This is a genomic window from Pseudomonas sp. yb_9 (genome assembly GCF_043103635.1).
Classification (GTDB): domain Bacteria; phylum Pseudomonadota; class Gammaproteobacteria; order Pseudomonadales; family Pseudomonadaceae; genus Aquipseudomonas; species Aquipseudomonas monteilii.
Genome location: NZ_JBICKA010000056.1, coordinates 43,734 through 57,416 on the forward strand (window position 1 = coordinate 43,734; position 13,683 = coordinate 57,416).

General features: G+C 60.8%; 11 protein-coding genes. 3 read left to right on the forward strand and 8 right to left on the reverse strand.

Features of this window, described 5'->3' with window-relative positions; translation table 11 throughout:
* Position 1: 1 nt before the first annotated feature.
* The 6 genes from carB to grpE form a co-directional block, all read right to left on the reverse strand.
* Positions 2-3,223, reverse strand: a complete 3,222-nt coding sequence (gene carB / locus ACF8MI_RS16160; protein ID WP_060498449.1) for a carbamoyl-phosphate synthase large subunit — start codon at positions 3,221-3,223, stop codon at positions 2-4.
* 105 nt (positions 3,224-3,328) lie between these two features.
* A complete protein-coding gene (carA, locus tag ACF8MI_RS16165) occupies positions 3,329-4,465 on the reverse strand; it encodes a glutamine-hydrolyzing carbamoyl-phosphate synthase small subunit (protein ID WP_003249935.1) in 1,137 nt (378 codons plus the stop codon).
* Between the two features lie 327 nt (positions 4,466-4,792).
* The gene (dapB, locus tag ACF8MI_RS16170) at positions 4,793-5,596 is read right to left on the reverse strand and encodes a 4-hydroxy-tetrahydrodipicolinate reductase (protein WP_200928809.1); all 804 of its coding nucleotides are present in this window, start codon (positions 5,594-5,596) and stop codon (positions 4,793-4,795) included.
* 13 nt (positions 5,597-5,609) lie between these two features.
* Positions 5,610-6,734, reverse strand: coding sequence for a molecular chaperone DnaJ (gene dnaJ, locus ACF8MI_RS16175; protein WP_012274254.1), 1,125 nt, complete (start codon positions 6,732-6,734; stop codon positions 5,610-5,612).
* 194 nt (positions 6,735-6,928) lie between these two features.
* On the reverse strand, positions 6,929-8,854 hold the full coding sequence (dnaK, locus tag ACF8MI_RS16180; protein WP_060498450.1) for a molecular chaperone DnaK: 1,926 nt from the start codon (positions 8,852-8,854) through the stop codon (positions 6,929-6,931).
* Positions 8,855-8,955: 101 nt separating this feature from the next.
* Positions 8,956-9,513 (reverse strand): nucleotide exchange factor GrpE, encoded by a 558-nt coding sequence (grpE, locus tag ACF8MI_RS16185; protein ID WP_060498451.1) that lies wholly within the window; start codon positions 9,511-9,513, stop codon positions 8,956-8,958.
* A 192-nt stretch (positions 9,514-9,705) separates the two neighbouring features.
* On the opposite strand from grpE, the gene recN reads away from it, so the two are divergent.
* Positions 9,706-11,379 (forward strand): DNA repair protein RecN, encoded by a 1,674-nt coding sequence (gene recN, locus ACF8MI_RS16190; protein WP_104833933.1) that lies wholly within the window; start codon positions 9,706-9,708, stop codon positions 11,377-11,379.
* Positions 11,380-11,456: 77 nt separating this feature from the next.
* On the opposite strand, the gene fur is transcribed toward recN, so the two are convergent.
* On the reverse strand, positions 11,457-11,861 hold the full coding sequence (gene fur / locus ACF8MI_RS16195) for a ferric iron uptake transcriptional regulator (RefSeq protein ID WP_012274258.1): 405 nt from the start codon (positions 11,859-11,861) through the stop codon (positions 11,457-11,459).
* Positions 11,862-11,958: 97 nt separating this feature from the next.
* Between fur and ACF8MI_RS16200 the strand changes: the two genes are divergently transcribed.
* Positions 11,959-12,495 carry an outer membrane protein assembly factor BamE gene (locus ACF8MI_RS16200; RefSeq protein WP_060498453.1) on the forward strand — a complete coding sequence of 179 codons (537 nt, stop codon included), beginning with the start codon at positions 11,959-11,961 and terminating at the stop codon, positions 12,493-12,495.
* A 62-nt stretch (positions 12,496-12,557) separates the two neighbouring features.
* Here the strand turns inward: ACF8MI_RS16200 and ACF8MI_RS16205 are convergent, their stop codons facing one another.
* Complete coding sequence (locus ACF8MI_RS16205) at positions 12,558-12,992, reverse strand: type II toxin-antitoxin system RatA family toxin (protein WP_060498454.1); 435 nt, start codon at positions 12,990-12,992, stop codon at positions 12,558-12,560.
* 163 nt (positions 12,993-13,155) lie between these two features.
* Between ACF8MI_RS16205 and smpB the strand changes: the two genes are divergently transcribed.
* The gene (gene smpB / locus ACF8MI_RS16210; RefSeq protein ID WP_012274261.1) at positions 13,156-13,638 is read left to right on the forward strand and encodes an SsrA-binding protein SmpB; all 483 of its coding nucleotides are present in this window, start codon (positions 13,156-13,158) and stop codon (positions 13,636-13,638) included.
* The last annotated feature ends 45 nt before the right edge of the window (positions 13,639-13,683 follow it).

The window sequence follows — 13,683 nt, forward strand, 5'->3', positions numbered from 1 at the left end:
CTCATGCTTTCAGTCCTGCATGCAGATCTTGCAAGCGACGAACGGTCTTTTCCGGACCAAACTTCAGCGCTTCGCAGATGGCTTCACCGGCCGCAATGGTGGTGGTGCAGTAAATCTTGTGCTGCAGCGCATTGCGACGAATCGAGTAGGAATCGGCGATCGACTGGCGGCCTTCGGTGGTGTTGATGATCAGCGACACTTCGTCGTTCTTGATCATGTCGACCACGTGCGGGCGACCTTCGGTCACCTTGTTCACACGGCGCACTTTCAGGCCAGCCGCTTCGATAACCTTGGCGGTGCCAGCAGTTGCAACCACTTCGAAGCCCAGGGCGATCAGGTCGCGGGCAACGCCAGCCACTTGTGGCTTGTCGTCGTCACGCACGCTGATGAACGCGGTACCGCCGGTCGGCAGCACTTCGCTGGCACCCATCTGGGCCTTGGCGAAGGCTTCACCGAAGCTGTCACCCACGCCCATGACTTCACCGGTCGATTTCATCTCAGGGCCGAGGATCGGGTCAACCCCCGGGAACTTGGCGAACGGGAAGACGGCTTCCTTGACGCTGTAGAAGTTCGGGATGATTTCCTGGGTGAAGCCCAGCTCTTTCAGGGTTTTGCCAGCCATCACGCGGGCGGCGATCATGGCCAGGGAAGTGCCGATGCACTTGGACACGAACGGCACGGTACGCGAGGCGCGCGGGTTGACTTCGATCACGTAGATCTTGTCGCCCTGCAGGGCCAGCTGCACGTTCATCAGGCCGACGACACCCAGCTCCAGGGCCATTTTCTTGACCTGTACGCGAACTTCGTCCTGCACTTCCTTGCTCAGCGAGTAAGGTGGCAGCGAGCACGCCGAGTCACCGGAGTGAACACCAGCCTGCTCGATGTGCTGCATGATTGCGCCGATCACCACATCGGTACCGTCGCACACGGCATCCACGTCCATCTCGATGGCGCAGTTGAGGAAGTGGTCGAGCAGTACCGGGCTGTCGTTGGACACCTGTACGGCTTCACGCAGGTAGCGCTTGAGCTCGTCCAGTTCGTAGACGATTTCCATGGCGCGGCCACCCAGCACGTACGACGGGCGCACCACCAGCGGGTAACCGATGGCGCCAGCAGCGCTGATGGCTTCTTCTTCGCTGCGTACGGTGGCGTTTGGCGGCTGCAGCAGGTTCAGGCGCTGAACCATCTGCTGGAAACGCTCACGGTCTTCGGCGCGGTCGATGGCGTCCGGGCTGGTACCGATGATCGGTACGCCGGCTTCTTCCAGGGCACGGGCCAGTTTCAGCGGAGTCTGGCCGCCGTAGTGCACGATCACGCCTTTCGGCTTCTCGACGCGGCAAACTTCCAGCACGTCTTCCAGGGTCAGCGGCTCGAAGTACAGGCGGTCGGAGGTGTCATAGTCGGTGGAGACGGTTTCCGGGTTGCAGTTGACCATGATGGTCTCGTAACCGTCTTCACGCAGCGCCAGTGCGGCGTGTACGCAGCAGTAGTCGAACTCGATACCTTGACCGATACGGTTCGGGCCACCGCCCAGGATCATGATCTTGTCGCGGGTCGACGGGTTGGCCTCGCACTCTTCCTCGTAGGTGGAGTACAGGTAGGCGGTGTCGGTGGCGAACTCGGCGGCGCAGGTGTCGACGCGCTTGTACACCGGGAACACTTCCAGCTTGTGACGGTGACGGCGCAGGTTCTTGTCGGTGATGCCCAGCAGCTTGGCCAGACGCTGGTCCGAGAAGCCCTTGCGCTTGAGGCGCAGCATGTAGTCCTTGTCGATCGCCGACAGGGCCAGGGTCTTGACCTTCTCTTCTTCCTTGATCAGGTCTTCCATCTGCACCAGGAACCACAGGTCGATACCGGTCAGTTCGAAGATTTGCTCGATGGTCATGCCGGAACGCATGGCGTCAGCCACGTACCAGATACGCTCGGCACCCGGCACAGTCAGCTCGCGCTTGAGGATGCTGGCAGCTTCCGGGCTGGCCAGGTCGACTTTCGGGTCGAGGCCGCAGGCACCGACTTCAAGGCCGCGCAGGGCTTTCTGCAGGGATTCCTGGAAGGTACGGCCGATGGCCATGACTTCACCCACGGATTTCATCTGGGTGGTCAGGCGGGCGTCGGCTTTCGGGAATTTCTCGAAGGCGAAGCGTGGCAGCTTGGTGACGACGTAGTCGATCGACGGCTCGAAGGACGCCGGGGTGCGGCCGCCGGTGATGTCGTTCTGCAGTTCGTCGAGGGTGTAACCAATGGCCAGCTTGGCAGCGATCTTGGCGATCGGGAAGCCGGTAGCCTTGGAGGCCAGTGCCGAGGAACGCGACACGCGTGGGTTCATCTCGATCACGACCATGCGGCCGGTGTTCGGGCAAATCCCGAACTGCACGTTGGAACCGCCGGTTTCAACACCGATTTCACGCAGCACCGCCAGCGAGGCGTTGCGCATGATCTGGTATTCCTTGTCGGTCAAGGTCTGTGCCGGAGCAACGGTGATCGAGTCACCGGTGTGCACGCCCATCGGGTCGAAGTTCTCGATCGAGCAGACGATGATGCAGTTGTCCTTTTTGTCGCGGACCACTTCCATCTCGTACTCTTTCCAGCCGATCAGCGATTCGTCGATCAGCAGCTCTTTGGTCGGCGACAAGTCCAGACCACGGGTGCAGATTTCTTCGAACTCTTCACGGTTGTAGGCGATACCACCGCCAGTGCCGCCCATGGTGAACGATGGACGAATGATGCATGGGAAGCCCAGCTTCTCGAGAACCGCGTTGGCCTCTTCCATGCTGTGGGCGATACCGGAGCGCGGGCACTCCAGGCCGATGTCTTTCATGGCCTTGTCGAAGCGCGAACGGTCTTCGGCTTTGTCGATGGTGTCGGCGTTGGCACCGATCATCTCTACGCCGAACTTCTCCAGAACGCCGTGGCGCTCCAGGTCCAGGGCGCAGTTCAGTGCGGTCTGGCCACCCATGGTCGGCAGGACGGCGTCCGGGCGCTCTTTCTCGATGATCTTGGCCACCGACTGCCACTTGATCGGCTCGATGTAGGTAGCGTCGGCCATGGCCGGGTCGGTCATGATGGTGGCTGGGTTGGAGTTCACCAGGATGACGCGGAAACCTTCCTCGCGCAGGGCTTTACAAGCCTGGGCGCCGGAGTAGTCGAATTCGCAGGCTTGGCCGATCACGATCGGGCCAGCGCCAAGAATCAGGATGCTTTTGATGTCTGTACGTTTTGGCATGGTTGTCACTCAAATCCGGGGTCAGTCGGCAAGCCGCTTTGAACAATCTGGGTCAGGCGCTTCCGGGCGCGGCGCGAGCCGGCCCGGGGCCTTGAAGCAGGATGCTCAGCGGCGCTTGGCCATGGCATCGGTGAAACGATCGAACAGTGGCGCGACGTCGGTCGGGCCTGGGCTCGCTTCAGGGTGGCCCTGGAAGCTGAACGCGCTCTTGTCGGTGCGCTCGATACCCTGCAGGGTGCCGTCGAACAGCGACTTGTGAATGGCGCGGACGTTGCCCGGCAGGGTGGCCTCGTCAACGGCAAAGCCGTGGTTCTGGCTGGTGATCATGACCACGCCGGTGTCCAGGTCCTGGACCGGGTGGTTGGCACCGTGGTGACCGTGGCCCATTTTCACGGTCTTGGCGCCGGAAGCCAGGGCCAGCAACTGGTGGCCGAGGCAGATGCCGAATACCGGGATCTCGGTTTCGAGGATTTCCTTGATCGCCTGGATCGCGTAGTCGCACGGCTCAGGGTCACCAGGGCCGTTGGAGAGGAACACGCCGTCCGGGTTGAGTGCCAGCACTTCGCTGGCCGGGGTCTGGGCTGGTACCACAGTCACGCGGCAGCCACGGGCCACCAGCATGCGCAGGATGTTCAGCTTGACGCCGTAGTCGAAGGCAACCACGTGGTACGGCAGGTCGGCCGCGTCGATGGTCGGGTGGCTGTCGGTTTTCAGCTCCCACACGCTGGAGCGCCACTCGTAGCGTTCCTTGGTGGAAACGACCTTGGCCAGGTCCATGCCCTTCAGGCCCGGGAAGCCGCGGGCGGCGGCGATGGCGGCTTCTTCGCTGATGTTGTCACCGGCGAGGATGCAACCGTTCTGAGCGCCCTTTTCACGCAGGATTCGGGTCAGGCGACGGGTGTCGATGCCGGCGATGGCAACGACGTTGTTGGCCTTGAGGTACTCAGGCAGCGACTGGGTGTTACGCCAGTTGCTGGCCAGCAGCGGCAGGTCACGGATGACCAGGCCAGCGGACCAGACACGGTTCGACTCGGCATCTTCCGGCGTGGTGCCGGTGTTGCCGATGTGCGGGTAGGTCAGGGTAACGATTTGCTGCGCGTAGGAAGGGTCTGTAAGGATTTCCTGGTAGCCGGTCATAGCGGTGTTGAATACCACCTCACCAACGGTCTGACCGTCGGCACCGATAGCTTCACCGCGGAAAATACTGCCGTCGGCAAGGGCGAGTATGGCTGGCTTTGTCAAGAAGACCTCCCGTAAATCAAGCATGAAAGGGCGATCGCAGGTTGCAAAAAAGCGGAGTGACGTATGGACACGTCACCCCGCTTTCATGTGCTGAATTCAATTCGCTGCGCGCTTTTAGTGGACACACTAAAGCTGTAGCTTACAGAAAAGTGCGTTTTGGGTCTACCGCGGATGTGTCTCTAAAACACAAGATTGCGACAGGCTGACATTGGCGCTGGCTTCTTCGCGGGCTCGCCCGTTCCCACAGGGGCCCCACAAACCCTCAGGCTTGTGCAATACCTGTGGGAGCGGGCAAGCCCGCGAAGAAGCCAACACCGCTCGAGCTGCTTAATGCAGTTCAAGCACATCCTGCATGTCATACAGCCCAGGCTCGCGCCCATCCAGCCACAGCGCTGCACGTACAGCCCCCTTGGCGAAGGTCATGCGGCTGGAAGCTTTATGAGTAATCTCAAGGCGCTCGCCTTCTGCCGCGAACAGCACGGTGTGATCACCCACCACATCGCCGGCACGCACGGTGGCGAAACCGATCGTCTTGCGATCACGTGCACCCGTCTGTCCTTCACGGCCATACACGGCCACTTCCTGCAGGTCTCGGCCCAGCGCGTTGGCAACCACTTCACCCATGCGCAGCGCCGTACCCGACGGGGCATCGACTTTGTGGCGGTGATGCGCCTCGATGATCTCGATATCGACATCATCGCCCAACACCCGAGCGGCCAGATCAAGCAGCTTGAGGCTAAGGTTCACTCCCACGCTGAAGTTGGCGGCGAACACAATTGGAATGTCCTTACCTGCCTCAGCCAGCAACTGCTTTTCTTCAACCGTAAAACCGGTGGTACCGATGATCATCGCCTTGCCGTGCTTGCGGCAGAATGCGAGGTTTTTCAGGGTCACCGAAGGGTGAGTGAAGTCGATCAGCACGTCGAATTCGTCGGCGACCTTGGCCAGATCGTCAGACAACAACACACCAATCCGACCAAGCGCCGCCAGCTCTCCAGCATCGGCCCCAACGAGCGAGCTGTCAGGGCGATCGATCGCCGCCGTCAACCCAGCACCCGGCGCTTGTTGCACGGCTTCGATAAGGGTCTTGCCCATCCGCCCCGCCGCACCCATCACTGCAATACGTCGCATAGCCTTTTCCTTGTCAGAGATCGCCGAAGAAGCGCTTCACGCCATCGAACCAGCCACTGGCCTTGGGCGAGTGTGAGCTGTCGCCTTCCAGCGAGTCACGCAGTTCTTCCAGCAGCTCGCGCTGGCGACGGCTGAGGTTGACCGGGGTTTCCACCGCCACACGGCACAGCAGGTCACCCGCACCACCGCCACGCACCGGCGCCACACCCTTGCCACGCAGGCGGAACTGCTTGCCGGTCTGGGTACCTTCCGGAATTTTCAGCTTCACGCGGCCATCCAGGGTCGGCACTTCCAGCTCGCCACCCAGGGCAGCATCGGTGTAGCTGATCGGCACCTCGCAATACAAGTGCTTGCCATCACGCTGGAAGATCTCGTGCTCACGCACACTGATCACCACATACAGGTCGCCGGTCGGGCCACCATGGGTACCCGCCTCGCCCTCGCCAGACAGGCGGATGCGGTCGCCCGTATCGACGCCCGCCGGCACTTTGACCGACAGCGTCTTGTATTCCTCGACCCGGCCTTCGCCGTGGCATGAAGTGCATGGGTCGGTGATGATCTTGCCCTGGCCATGGCAGCGCGGGCAGGTCTGTTGCACCGAGAAGAAACCTTGCTGCATGCGCACCTGGCCGATGCCACCGCAAGTCGGGCAAGTCGATGGAGTCGAGCCCTTCTTGGCGCCGGAACCATCGCAAGGCTGGCAGTTGACCAGGGTAGGTACGCGGATGCTCACGGTGGTACCACGCACCGCTTCTTCCAGGTTCAGCTCCAGGGTGTAGCGCAGGTCGCTGCCACGCTGGGCACCGCCACGACCACCACCACGGCCACCACCGAAGAAGTCGCTGAATACATCGCCGAAGATGTCGGAGAAGTTGGCGCCGCCGAAACCAGCACCGCCGCCACCCATGCTTGGGTCTACGCCGGCATGGCCGTACTGGTCGAACGCCGCACGCTTGCTGGCATCAGACAGCACTTCGTAGGCCTCGTTGGCCTCTTTGAACTTGTCTTCCGACTCTTTATCGCCCGGGTTGCGGTCCGGGTGGTACTTCATCGCCAGTCGGCGGTAAGCCTTTTTGAGGTCAGCTTCGCTGGCGCCGCGCTCGACACCCAGAACCTCATAGTAATCACGCTTGGACATAGGTCATTTGCACCTTGTTGGGCGTCTGGCATCTGCGCCGCGCCATCAGCACCTGCCGCCCCTCCAGGGGCTCTGACAGATACTGTAAAAATTCTCGAATTCCAGATACGCCAACGCGGGAGCAAGCCCCCGCGCGGCGACATCCTACCAGCTCACCGCCAAACGGCGGTGAACTGGCCGACAACATGCAGGGATTACTGCTTGTTGTTGTCTTTCACTTCTTCGAACTCGGCGTCAACCACGTCATCGTGCTTGGCTTCCGGCTCGGCCTGCTGCGCGCCACCTTGAGGCTGCTCAGCCGACTGCTCGGCGTACATCTTCTGGGCAACCGGGGCAGAGACCTTGGACAGCTCTTCAACCTTGGCATCGATTGCGGCCTTGTCGTCGCCTTTGACAGCGGCTTCCAGGGCAACAACGGCAGCCTCGATGGCGGTTTTCTCTTCAGCGGTAACCTTGTCACCTGCATCAGCGACCATCTTGCGGGTCGAGTGAACCAGCGCATCACCCTGGTTACGGGCAGCAGCCAGCTCTTCGAACTTGCGGTCTTCCTCGGCGTTGGCCTCGGCGTCACGCACCATGCGCTCGATTTCGTCGTCCGACAGGCCGGAGTTGGCCTTGATCACGATCGACTGCGACTTGCCGGTGGCCTTGTCTTTGGCGCTAACGTGCAGGATGCCGTTGGCGTCGATGTCGAAGGTGACTTCGATTTGCGGCACGCCACGCGGCGCTGGCGGAATGTCAGCCAGGTCGAATTTGCCCAGCGACTTGTTCTGCGCAGCCTGCTTACGCTCACCTTGCAGCACGTGAATGGTCACGGCGCCCTGGTTGTCGTCGGCAGTCGAGAACACCTGCGACTTCTTGGTCGGGATGGTGGTGTTCTTCTCGATCAGCGAAGTCATCACGCCACCCATGGTTTCGATGCCCAGGGTCAGCGGGCTGACGTCCAGCAGCAGTACGTCTTTCACGTCACCAGCCAGAACGGCGCCCTGGATGGCAGCACCCATGGCAACGGCTTCGTCCGGGTTGACGTCCTTGCGAGCTTCTTTACCAAAGAAGTCAGCAACGGCTTTCTGCACCAGCGGCATACGGGTCTGGCCACCGACCAGGATCACGTCGTCGATCTTGCTGGCATCGATGCCAGCGTCTTTCAGGGCGATGCGGCAAGGCTCGATGGTACGGTTGACCAGGTCTTCGACCAGCGACTCCAGCTTGGCGCGGGAGATCTTCACGTTCAGGTGCTTCGGACCGGTGGCGTCTGCAGTGATGTACGGCAGGTTGACGTCGGTCGACTGGGCGGACGACAGCTCGATCTTGGCCTTTTCAGCAGCTTCTTTCAGGCGCTGCAGAGCCAGCGGATCGTTCTTCAGGTCCATGCCGGACTCTTTCTTGAACTCGTCGACGAGGTAGTCGATCAGGCGCATGTCGAAGTCTTCACCACCCAGGAAGGTGTCACCGTTGGTGGCCAGTACTTCGAACTGGTGCTCACCGTCGACTTCGGCGATCTCGATGACCGACACGTCGAAGGTACCGCCACCCAGGTCATAAACGATGACGGTGTGGTCGCCCTTGGCCTTGTCCATGCCGTAGGCCAGCGCAGCGGCGGTCGGCTCGTTGATGATACGTTTTACGTCCAGACCAGCGATACGGCCGGCGTCTTTGGTGGCCTGACGCTGGCTGTCGTTGAAGTAGGCCGGAACGGTGATGACCGCTTCGGTGACTGGCTCGCCGAGGTAGTCTTCGGCGGTTTTCTTCATTTTTTTCAGGACTTCGGCGCTGATCTGCGGCGGTGCCATGTCCTTGCCGCTGGCCTGCACCCAAGCGTCGCCGTTATTGGCCTTGACGATCTTGTACGGCACCAGCTTGATGTCTTTCTGCACGACGTCTTCTTCGAAGCGGCGGCCGATCAGGCGCTTCACTGCGAACAGGGTGTTGTGCGGGTTGGTGACGGCCTGGCGCTTGGCCGACTGGCCAACCAGGATTTCGCCGTCGTTGGCGTAGGCCACGATCGAAGGGGTGGTACGCGCACCCTCGGCGTTTTCGATCACCTTGACGTTACCGTTTTCCAGAACGGAGACGCACGAGTTGGTGGTCCCCAGGTCGATACCGATGATTTTGCCCATGTTAACTCTCCCGAAACTTGAATTTGGTAGCAGCGACTACTTTGGCCAACTGCGGTAATACTTGAAGGCTTGACACCTAGATGGGGATGCCCCGATGGATTTCAAGCCTTTTCATTGATCGAGGGTTGCGCCGCGCTCGGCGCCTTGCTGACCACCACCATGGCGGGGCGCAGCAGGCGGCCGTTCAACAGGTAACCCTTCTGGAACACGTTCAGCACGCTGTTTGGCTCTACTTCAGCGTTTTCCTGCATGGCCATGGCCTGATGGTGGTCAGGATTGAATGGCTGGCCGTGCGGATCGACAACTTCGAGGTTGTAGCGTTTGAGGGTGTCCTGGAACATCTTCAAGGTCAGCTCGACGCCTTCACGGATCTGCTTGACGTGCTCATCCTCGGCACTGGAGTGCGCCAGGGCCAGCTCCAGGCTATCGATCACCGGCAGCAGGTCGCTGGAGAATTTCTCCAGGGCGAACTTGCGGGCCTTGTCGACTTCCTGCTCAGCGCGACGAATGCTGTTCTGCGCTTCCGCAGCGACACGCAGCGACTGATCCTTGGCGGCGGCCAGCTGCTCCTCGAGTTCCAGAACACGGGCATCTGCAGTGGTTTCTGCACCGGTTTCTTCAACGTTAAGGTCTTTTTCGTTCAGCTGTTCGTCAGCCATGGGGTCTCTCCTGCGCAATTTTGTGGACTGCGAGCCAGGCTCGCCTTGGATGTCGGCTATATGGGGCCGGAAAAACCAGCTTCAAGGGGCAAGGTGGTTTTCCGGGCAGTAACAGAATCTGCCAAGGAGCATTGGCAGGCCTGAAAAAAGTACTGTATAAATAACCAGACCTGACTTTCGGGAGCCGCCCCCATGCTGGTGCACCTGTCCATTCACAACTACGCCATCGTCGAGCACCTCGACCTCGAAATTGCCCGCGGCATGTCCGTCATCACCGGCGAGACCGGTGCCGGCAAATCGATCATGCTCGACGCCCTCGGCCTTGCCCTGGGCGACCGGGCCGACAGCGGCGTGGTGCGCCCCGGCACCGACAAGGCGGACATCCTCGCCACCTTCGACCTGGTGGACATTCCCGAGGCCCATGCCTGGCTGACCGAACGCGACCTGGACAACGACGGCCTGTGCATCCTGCGCCGGGTCATCACCGCCGAAGGCCGTAGCCGCGGCTACATCAACGGCACGCCCTGCCCGCTCGGCGACCTCAAGGCGCTGGGCGAACTGCTGATCGATATCCACAGCCAGCACGAACACCAGTCGCTGCTCAAGACCGATACTCACCGCCGCCTGCTCGACGAGTACGCGGGTGCCGTCGACCTGGCCCGCCAGGTGCAACTGGCGGCCAAGCGCTGGACCCAGACGCGCCTGGAGCTGGAACGCCTGTCCAACTCAGGCGATGAGCAGCGCGCCCGACACCAGTTGCTGAGCTACCAACTGGAAGAGCTGGACAACCTTGGCCTGGGTGAACACGAACTGGAACACCTGGAGCAGGAGCACAAGAACCTGACCAGCGCCGAAGCGCTGTTCGGCATCTGCCGCCAGGTTATTGATCAGTGCAGCGAAAGCGATTCGGGCAACGTGCTGAGCGCCCTCACCTCCAGCCTCAACCGGCTGGGTGCAGCCACCCACTCACCCAAAGCCCTGGGTGAAGCAGCCAACCTGATTGCCAGCGCGCAGATCCAGGTAGAAGAAGCCGTGGGCGAGCTCAACCGCTTCCTCGACAACTTCGACGCCGACCCTATGCGCCTGCAAGCCTTGGAAGAACGCCTCGACACCATCTATACGCTGGCGCGCAAACATCGCGTGCACCCTACCGAGCTGCCTCATCTGCAGCAGCAGCTGATGGAAGAGATCGAAGGCCTGAACGCCAGCGACGAGTCAATCGAACGATTGGGCGAAGAGCTTGCCGCCTTCGCCCAGCACTATAAAGAGAAGGCTCGCGAACTCAGCGGCCTGCGCCAGCAAGCGGCGCAGCAGCTGGCAGGCGCGGTGGAGCAAGAAATCCAACGCCTGGGCATGCCTGGTGGGCGCTTCTGCATCGAACTGACACCCAACGAAGGCTCAGACCTGTCGCCTCACGGCCTGGAGCAGATCGAACTGCTGGTCAGCGCCAACCCCGGCCAACCGCTCAAAGGGCTGGCAAAGGTAGCCTCGGGGGGCGAACTGTCGCGTATCAGCCTGGCGATTCAAGTGATCACCGCGCAGACATCACGCATTCCTACCCTGGTGTTCGACGAAGTCGACGTGGGCATCGGCGGCCCTACCGCCGAAATTGTCGGCCAACTGCTGCGCCGCCTGGGCGAGCGCGGGCAAGTATTGACCGTAACCCACCTGCCACAGGTGGCTGCGCAAGGGCATCACCACCTGTTCGTGCACAAGGTGCGCAACAGCGATACCACACACACCGCCGTGGCCAGCCTGGGCAAGCGTGAGCGGGTCGAGGAAGTGGCGCGAATGCTAGGCGGCATCGACCTGACCAAAGAATCCCTGGCGCATGCGCGCAAGATGGTCGTGAGCGGCAAAGCCTGACCCCTTCTTGTTCGGCTCCTCCAAAAGCACAAAGGCGACCCTAGGGTCGCCTTTGCCATTCATAACGATAAAAATCGTTACTTCTTCTTACGCACATACAGGACCAGATTGTGGTCCACCAGCTCGTAGCCATGCTCGGCCACGATCTCGCGCTGGCGCTTCTCGATTTCGGCGTCCATGAACTCGATGACTTCACTGGTATCCACGTTCACCATGTGGTCGTGGTGACCACCATCGGCCAACTCGAACACGGCGTGGCCGCCGTCGAAGTTGTGGCGAACCACCAGGCCCGCCGCTTCGAACTGGGTCAGTACGCGATAGACAGTGGCCAGGCCTACGTCCTCGCCTGCCTCCATCAGCGCCTTGTAGACATCTTCGGCGCTCATGTGACGCTGCTCGGTGGAGTCGAGCATCTGAAGGATCTTGACTCGAGGCAGGGTCACCTTGAGACCGGCTTTGCGCAATTCGCTATTTTCAACCATGGTCAGCTTTCTCGCCGATGCTGCTTCGCAGCTTCTCTTAATACGGGTATGATCGGGGTTTACGTTGTCCAGCCAAGATAGTGGAAGTCGCCCACCGATGCAAAACACCAAGCTCTTGCTAAACAGCCTCGCCCTCGCGGGACTGCTCGCACTCGCCGGTTGCTCGTTTCCCGGGGTTTACAAAATCGACATCCAGCAGGGCAATGTCGTAACGCAAGACATGATAGACCAATTACGCCCCGGAATGACCCGACGGCAAGTAAGGTTTATCATGGGCAACCCGCTGATTCAGGACACCTTCAACACCAACCGTTGGGACTACCTGTACAGCCTGCAGCCAGGTGGCGGTAAACGTCAGCAAGAACGCATGAGCGTGTTCTTCAACGAAAGCGACCAGCTGGTCAGCCTGTCTGGCGACTTCATGCCAGGTGTCAGCCGTGACCAGGAAATCCTCGGCGGCAGCAGCGACACCACGGTCAGCCCGGCCACCGAGCCTGGCCAGGCCGAACAGCCAGCCGCGCAGCCCGCGGAAAAACCAGCCAAGCCTGGCTCGACCGAAGAGTCCATCCAGCGCGAAATCGACACCATCGAGACCACCCCGGTCCCGACCCCTGCACCGCTGGAAACCCGCTAATCGGGCCAGCAGGCACAAAAAAGCCCGGACGTGTTCCGGGCTTTTTATTTTCGCTGGCTTAATCAGGCATTCAGCTGCTTGGCCCGCTGGCAGAAAGCATCAACCAAGGTGTTGGCCGCCTGGTTGAACAGCGGGCCTAACGTGGCGCGCACAATCGGCCCAGCATAGTCGAAGGACAGGTCGAGGCTGATCTTGCAGGCCTTTTCACCGAGCGGCTTGAACACCCACACACCATGCAGCTGGGTGAACGGCCCTTCTTCGAGGTTCATCTCGATGGACTGCCCCGGTACCAGCACGTTACGCGTGACGAAGTGCTGGCTCATGCCCCCCTTGGCCACTTCGAGCCTGGCGCGCATATGCGTCTCGCTGGCTTCCATTACCGTCGAGGCCGAGCACCACGGCAGAAACTCAGGGTAGCTGGCCACATCGTTGACCAGATCGTAGAGCGCCTGGGCGGGGTATGGCAGCAGGGCAGAGCGTTGAATATGGGTAGTCATCCAGGAGTCACTTCCAAGGCTGGGTGGCGGCGCTTCGCAGCGTGCCGAAAACAGGTTCTGTGCGTATGACAGGGTTTGTATTGTCCGGTATTCATTCCAGTGGCTCAAGCACACCGAAATCCCATAGCGGACGACGCGCGGACTTGCCTATAATGCCGCCCCTATGGCTAAGCAAAAAAAACATCCGACCGGGACCATCGCGCAGAATAAAAAAGCGCGACACGATTACTTCATCGAACACAAGTTCGAGGCCGGGCTGGTCCTGTCCGGCTGGGAAGTAAAAAGCCTGCGCGCCGGCAAGGCACACCTGACGGACAGCTACGTGCTGCTCAAGGACGGTGAAGCCTGGCTGTTCGGCAGCCACATCACCCCGCTGACCACCGCCAGCACCCACGTCATCGCCGACCCCATCCGCACCCGCAAGCTGCTGCTGAACAAGCGTGAGCTGGAGCGCCTGGAGGCCGCCGTGGCGCAAAAAGGCTACACCTGCGTAGCTTTGGCGCTGTACTGGAGCAAGCACCTGATCAAGTGCGAAATCGCATTGGGCAAGGGCAAGAAGGAATTCGACAAGCGCGACACCATGCGCGAACGCGATTCCAACCGCGAGCTGCAGCGGGCTGTGCGGAACAAAGGCAAAGAAGACTAATTAGTCTTTAGCCTGTTCCAGCCTCTTCGCGGGTTTACCCGCGAA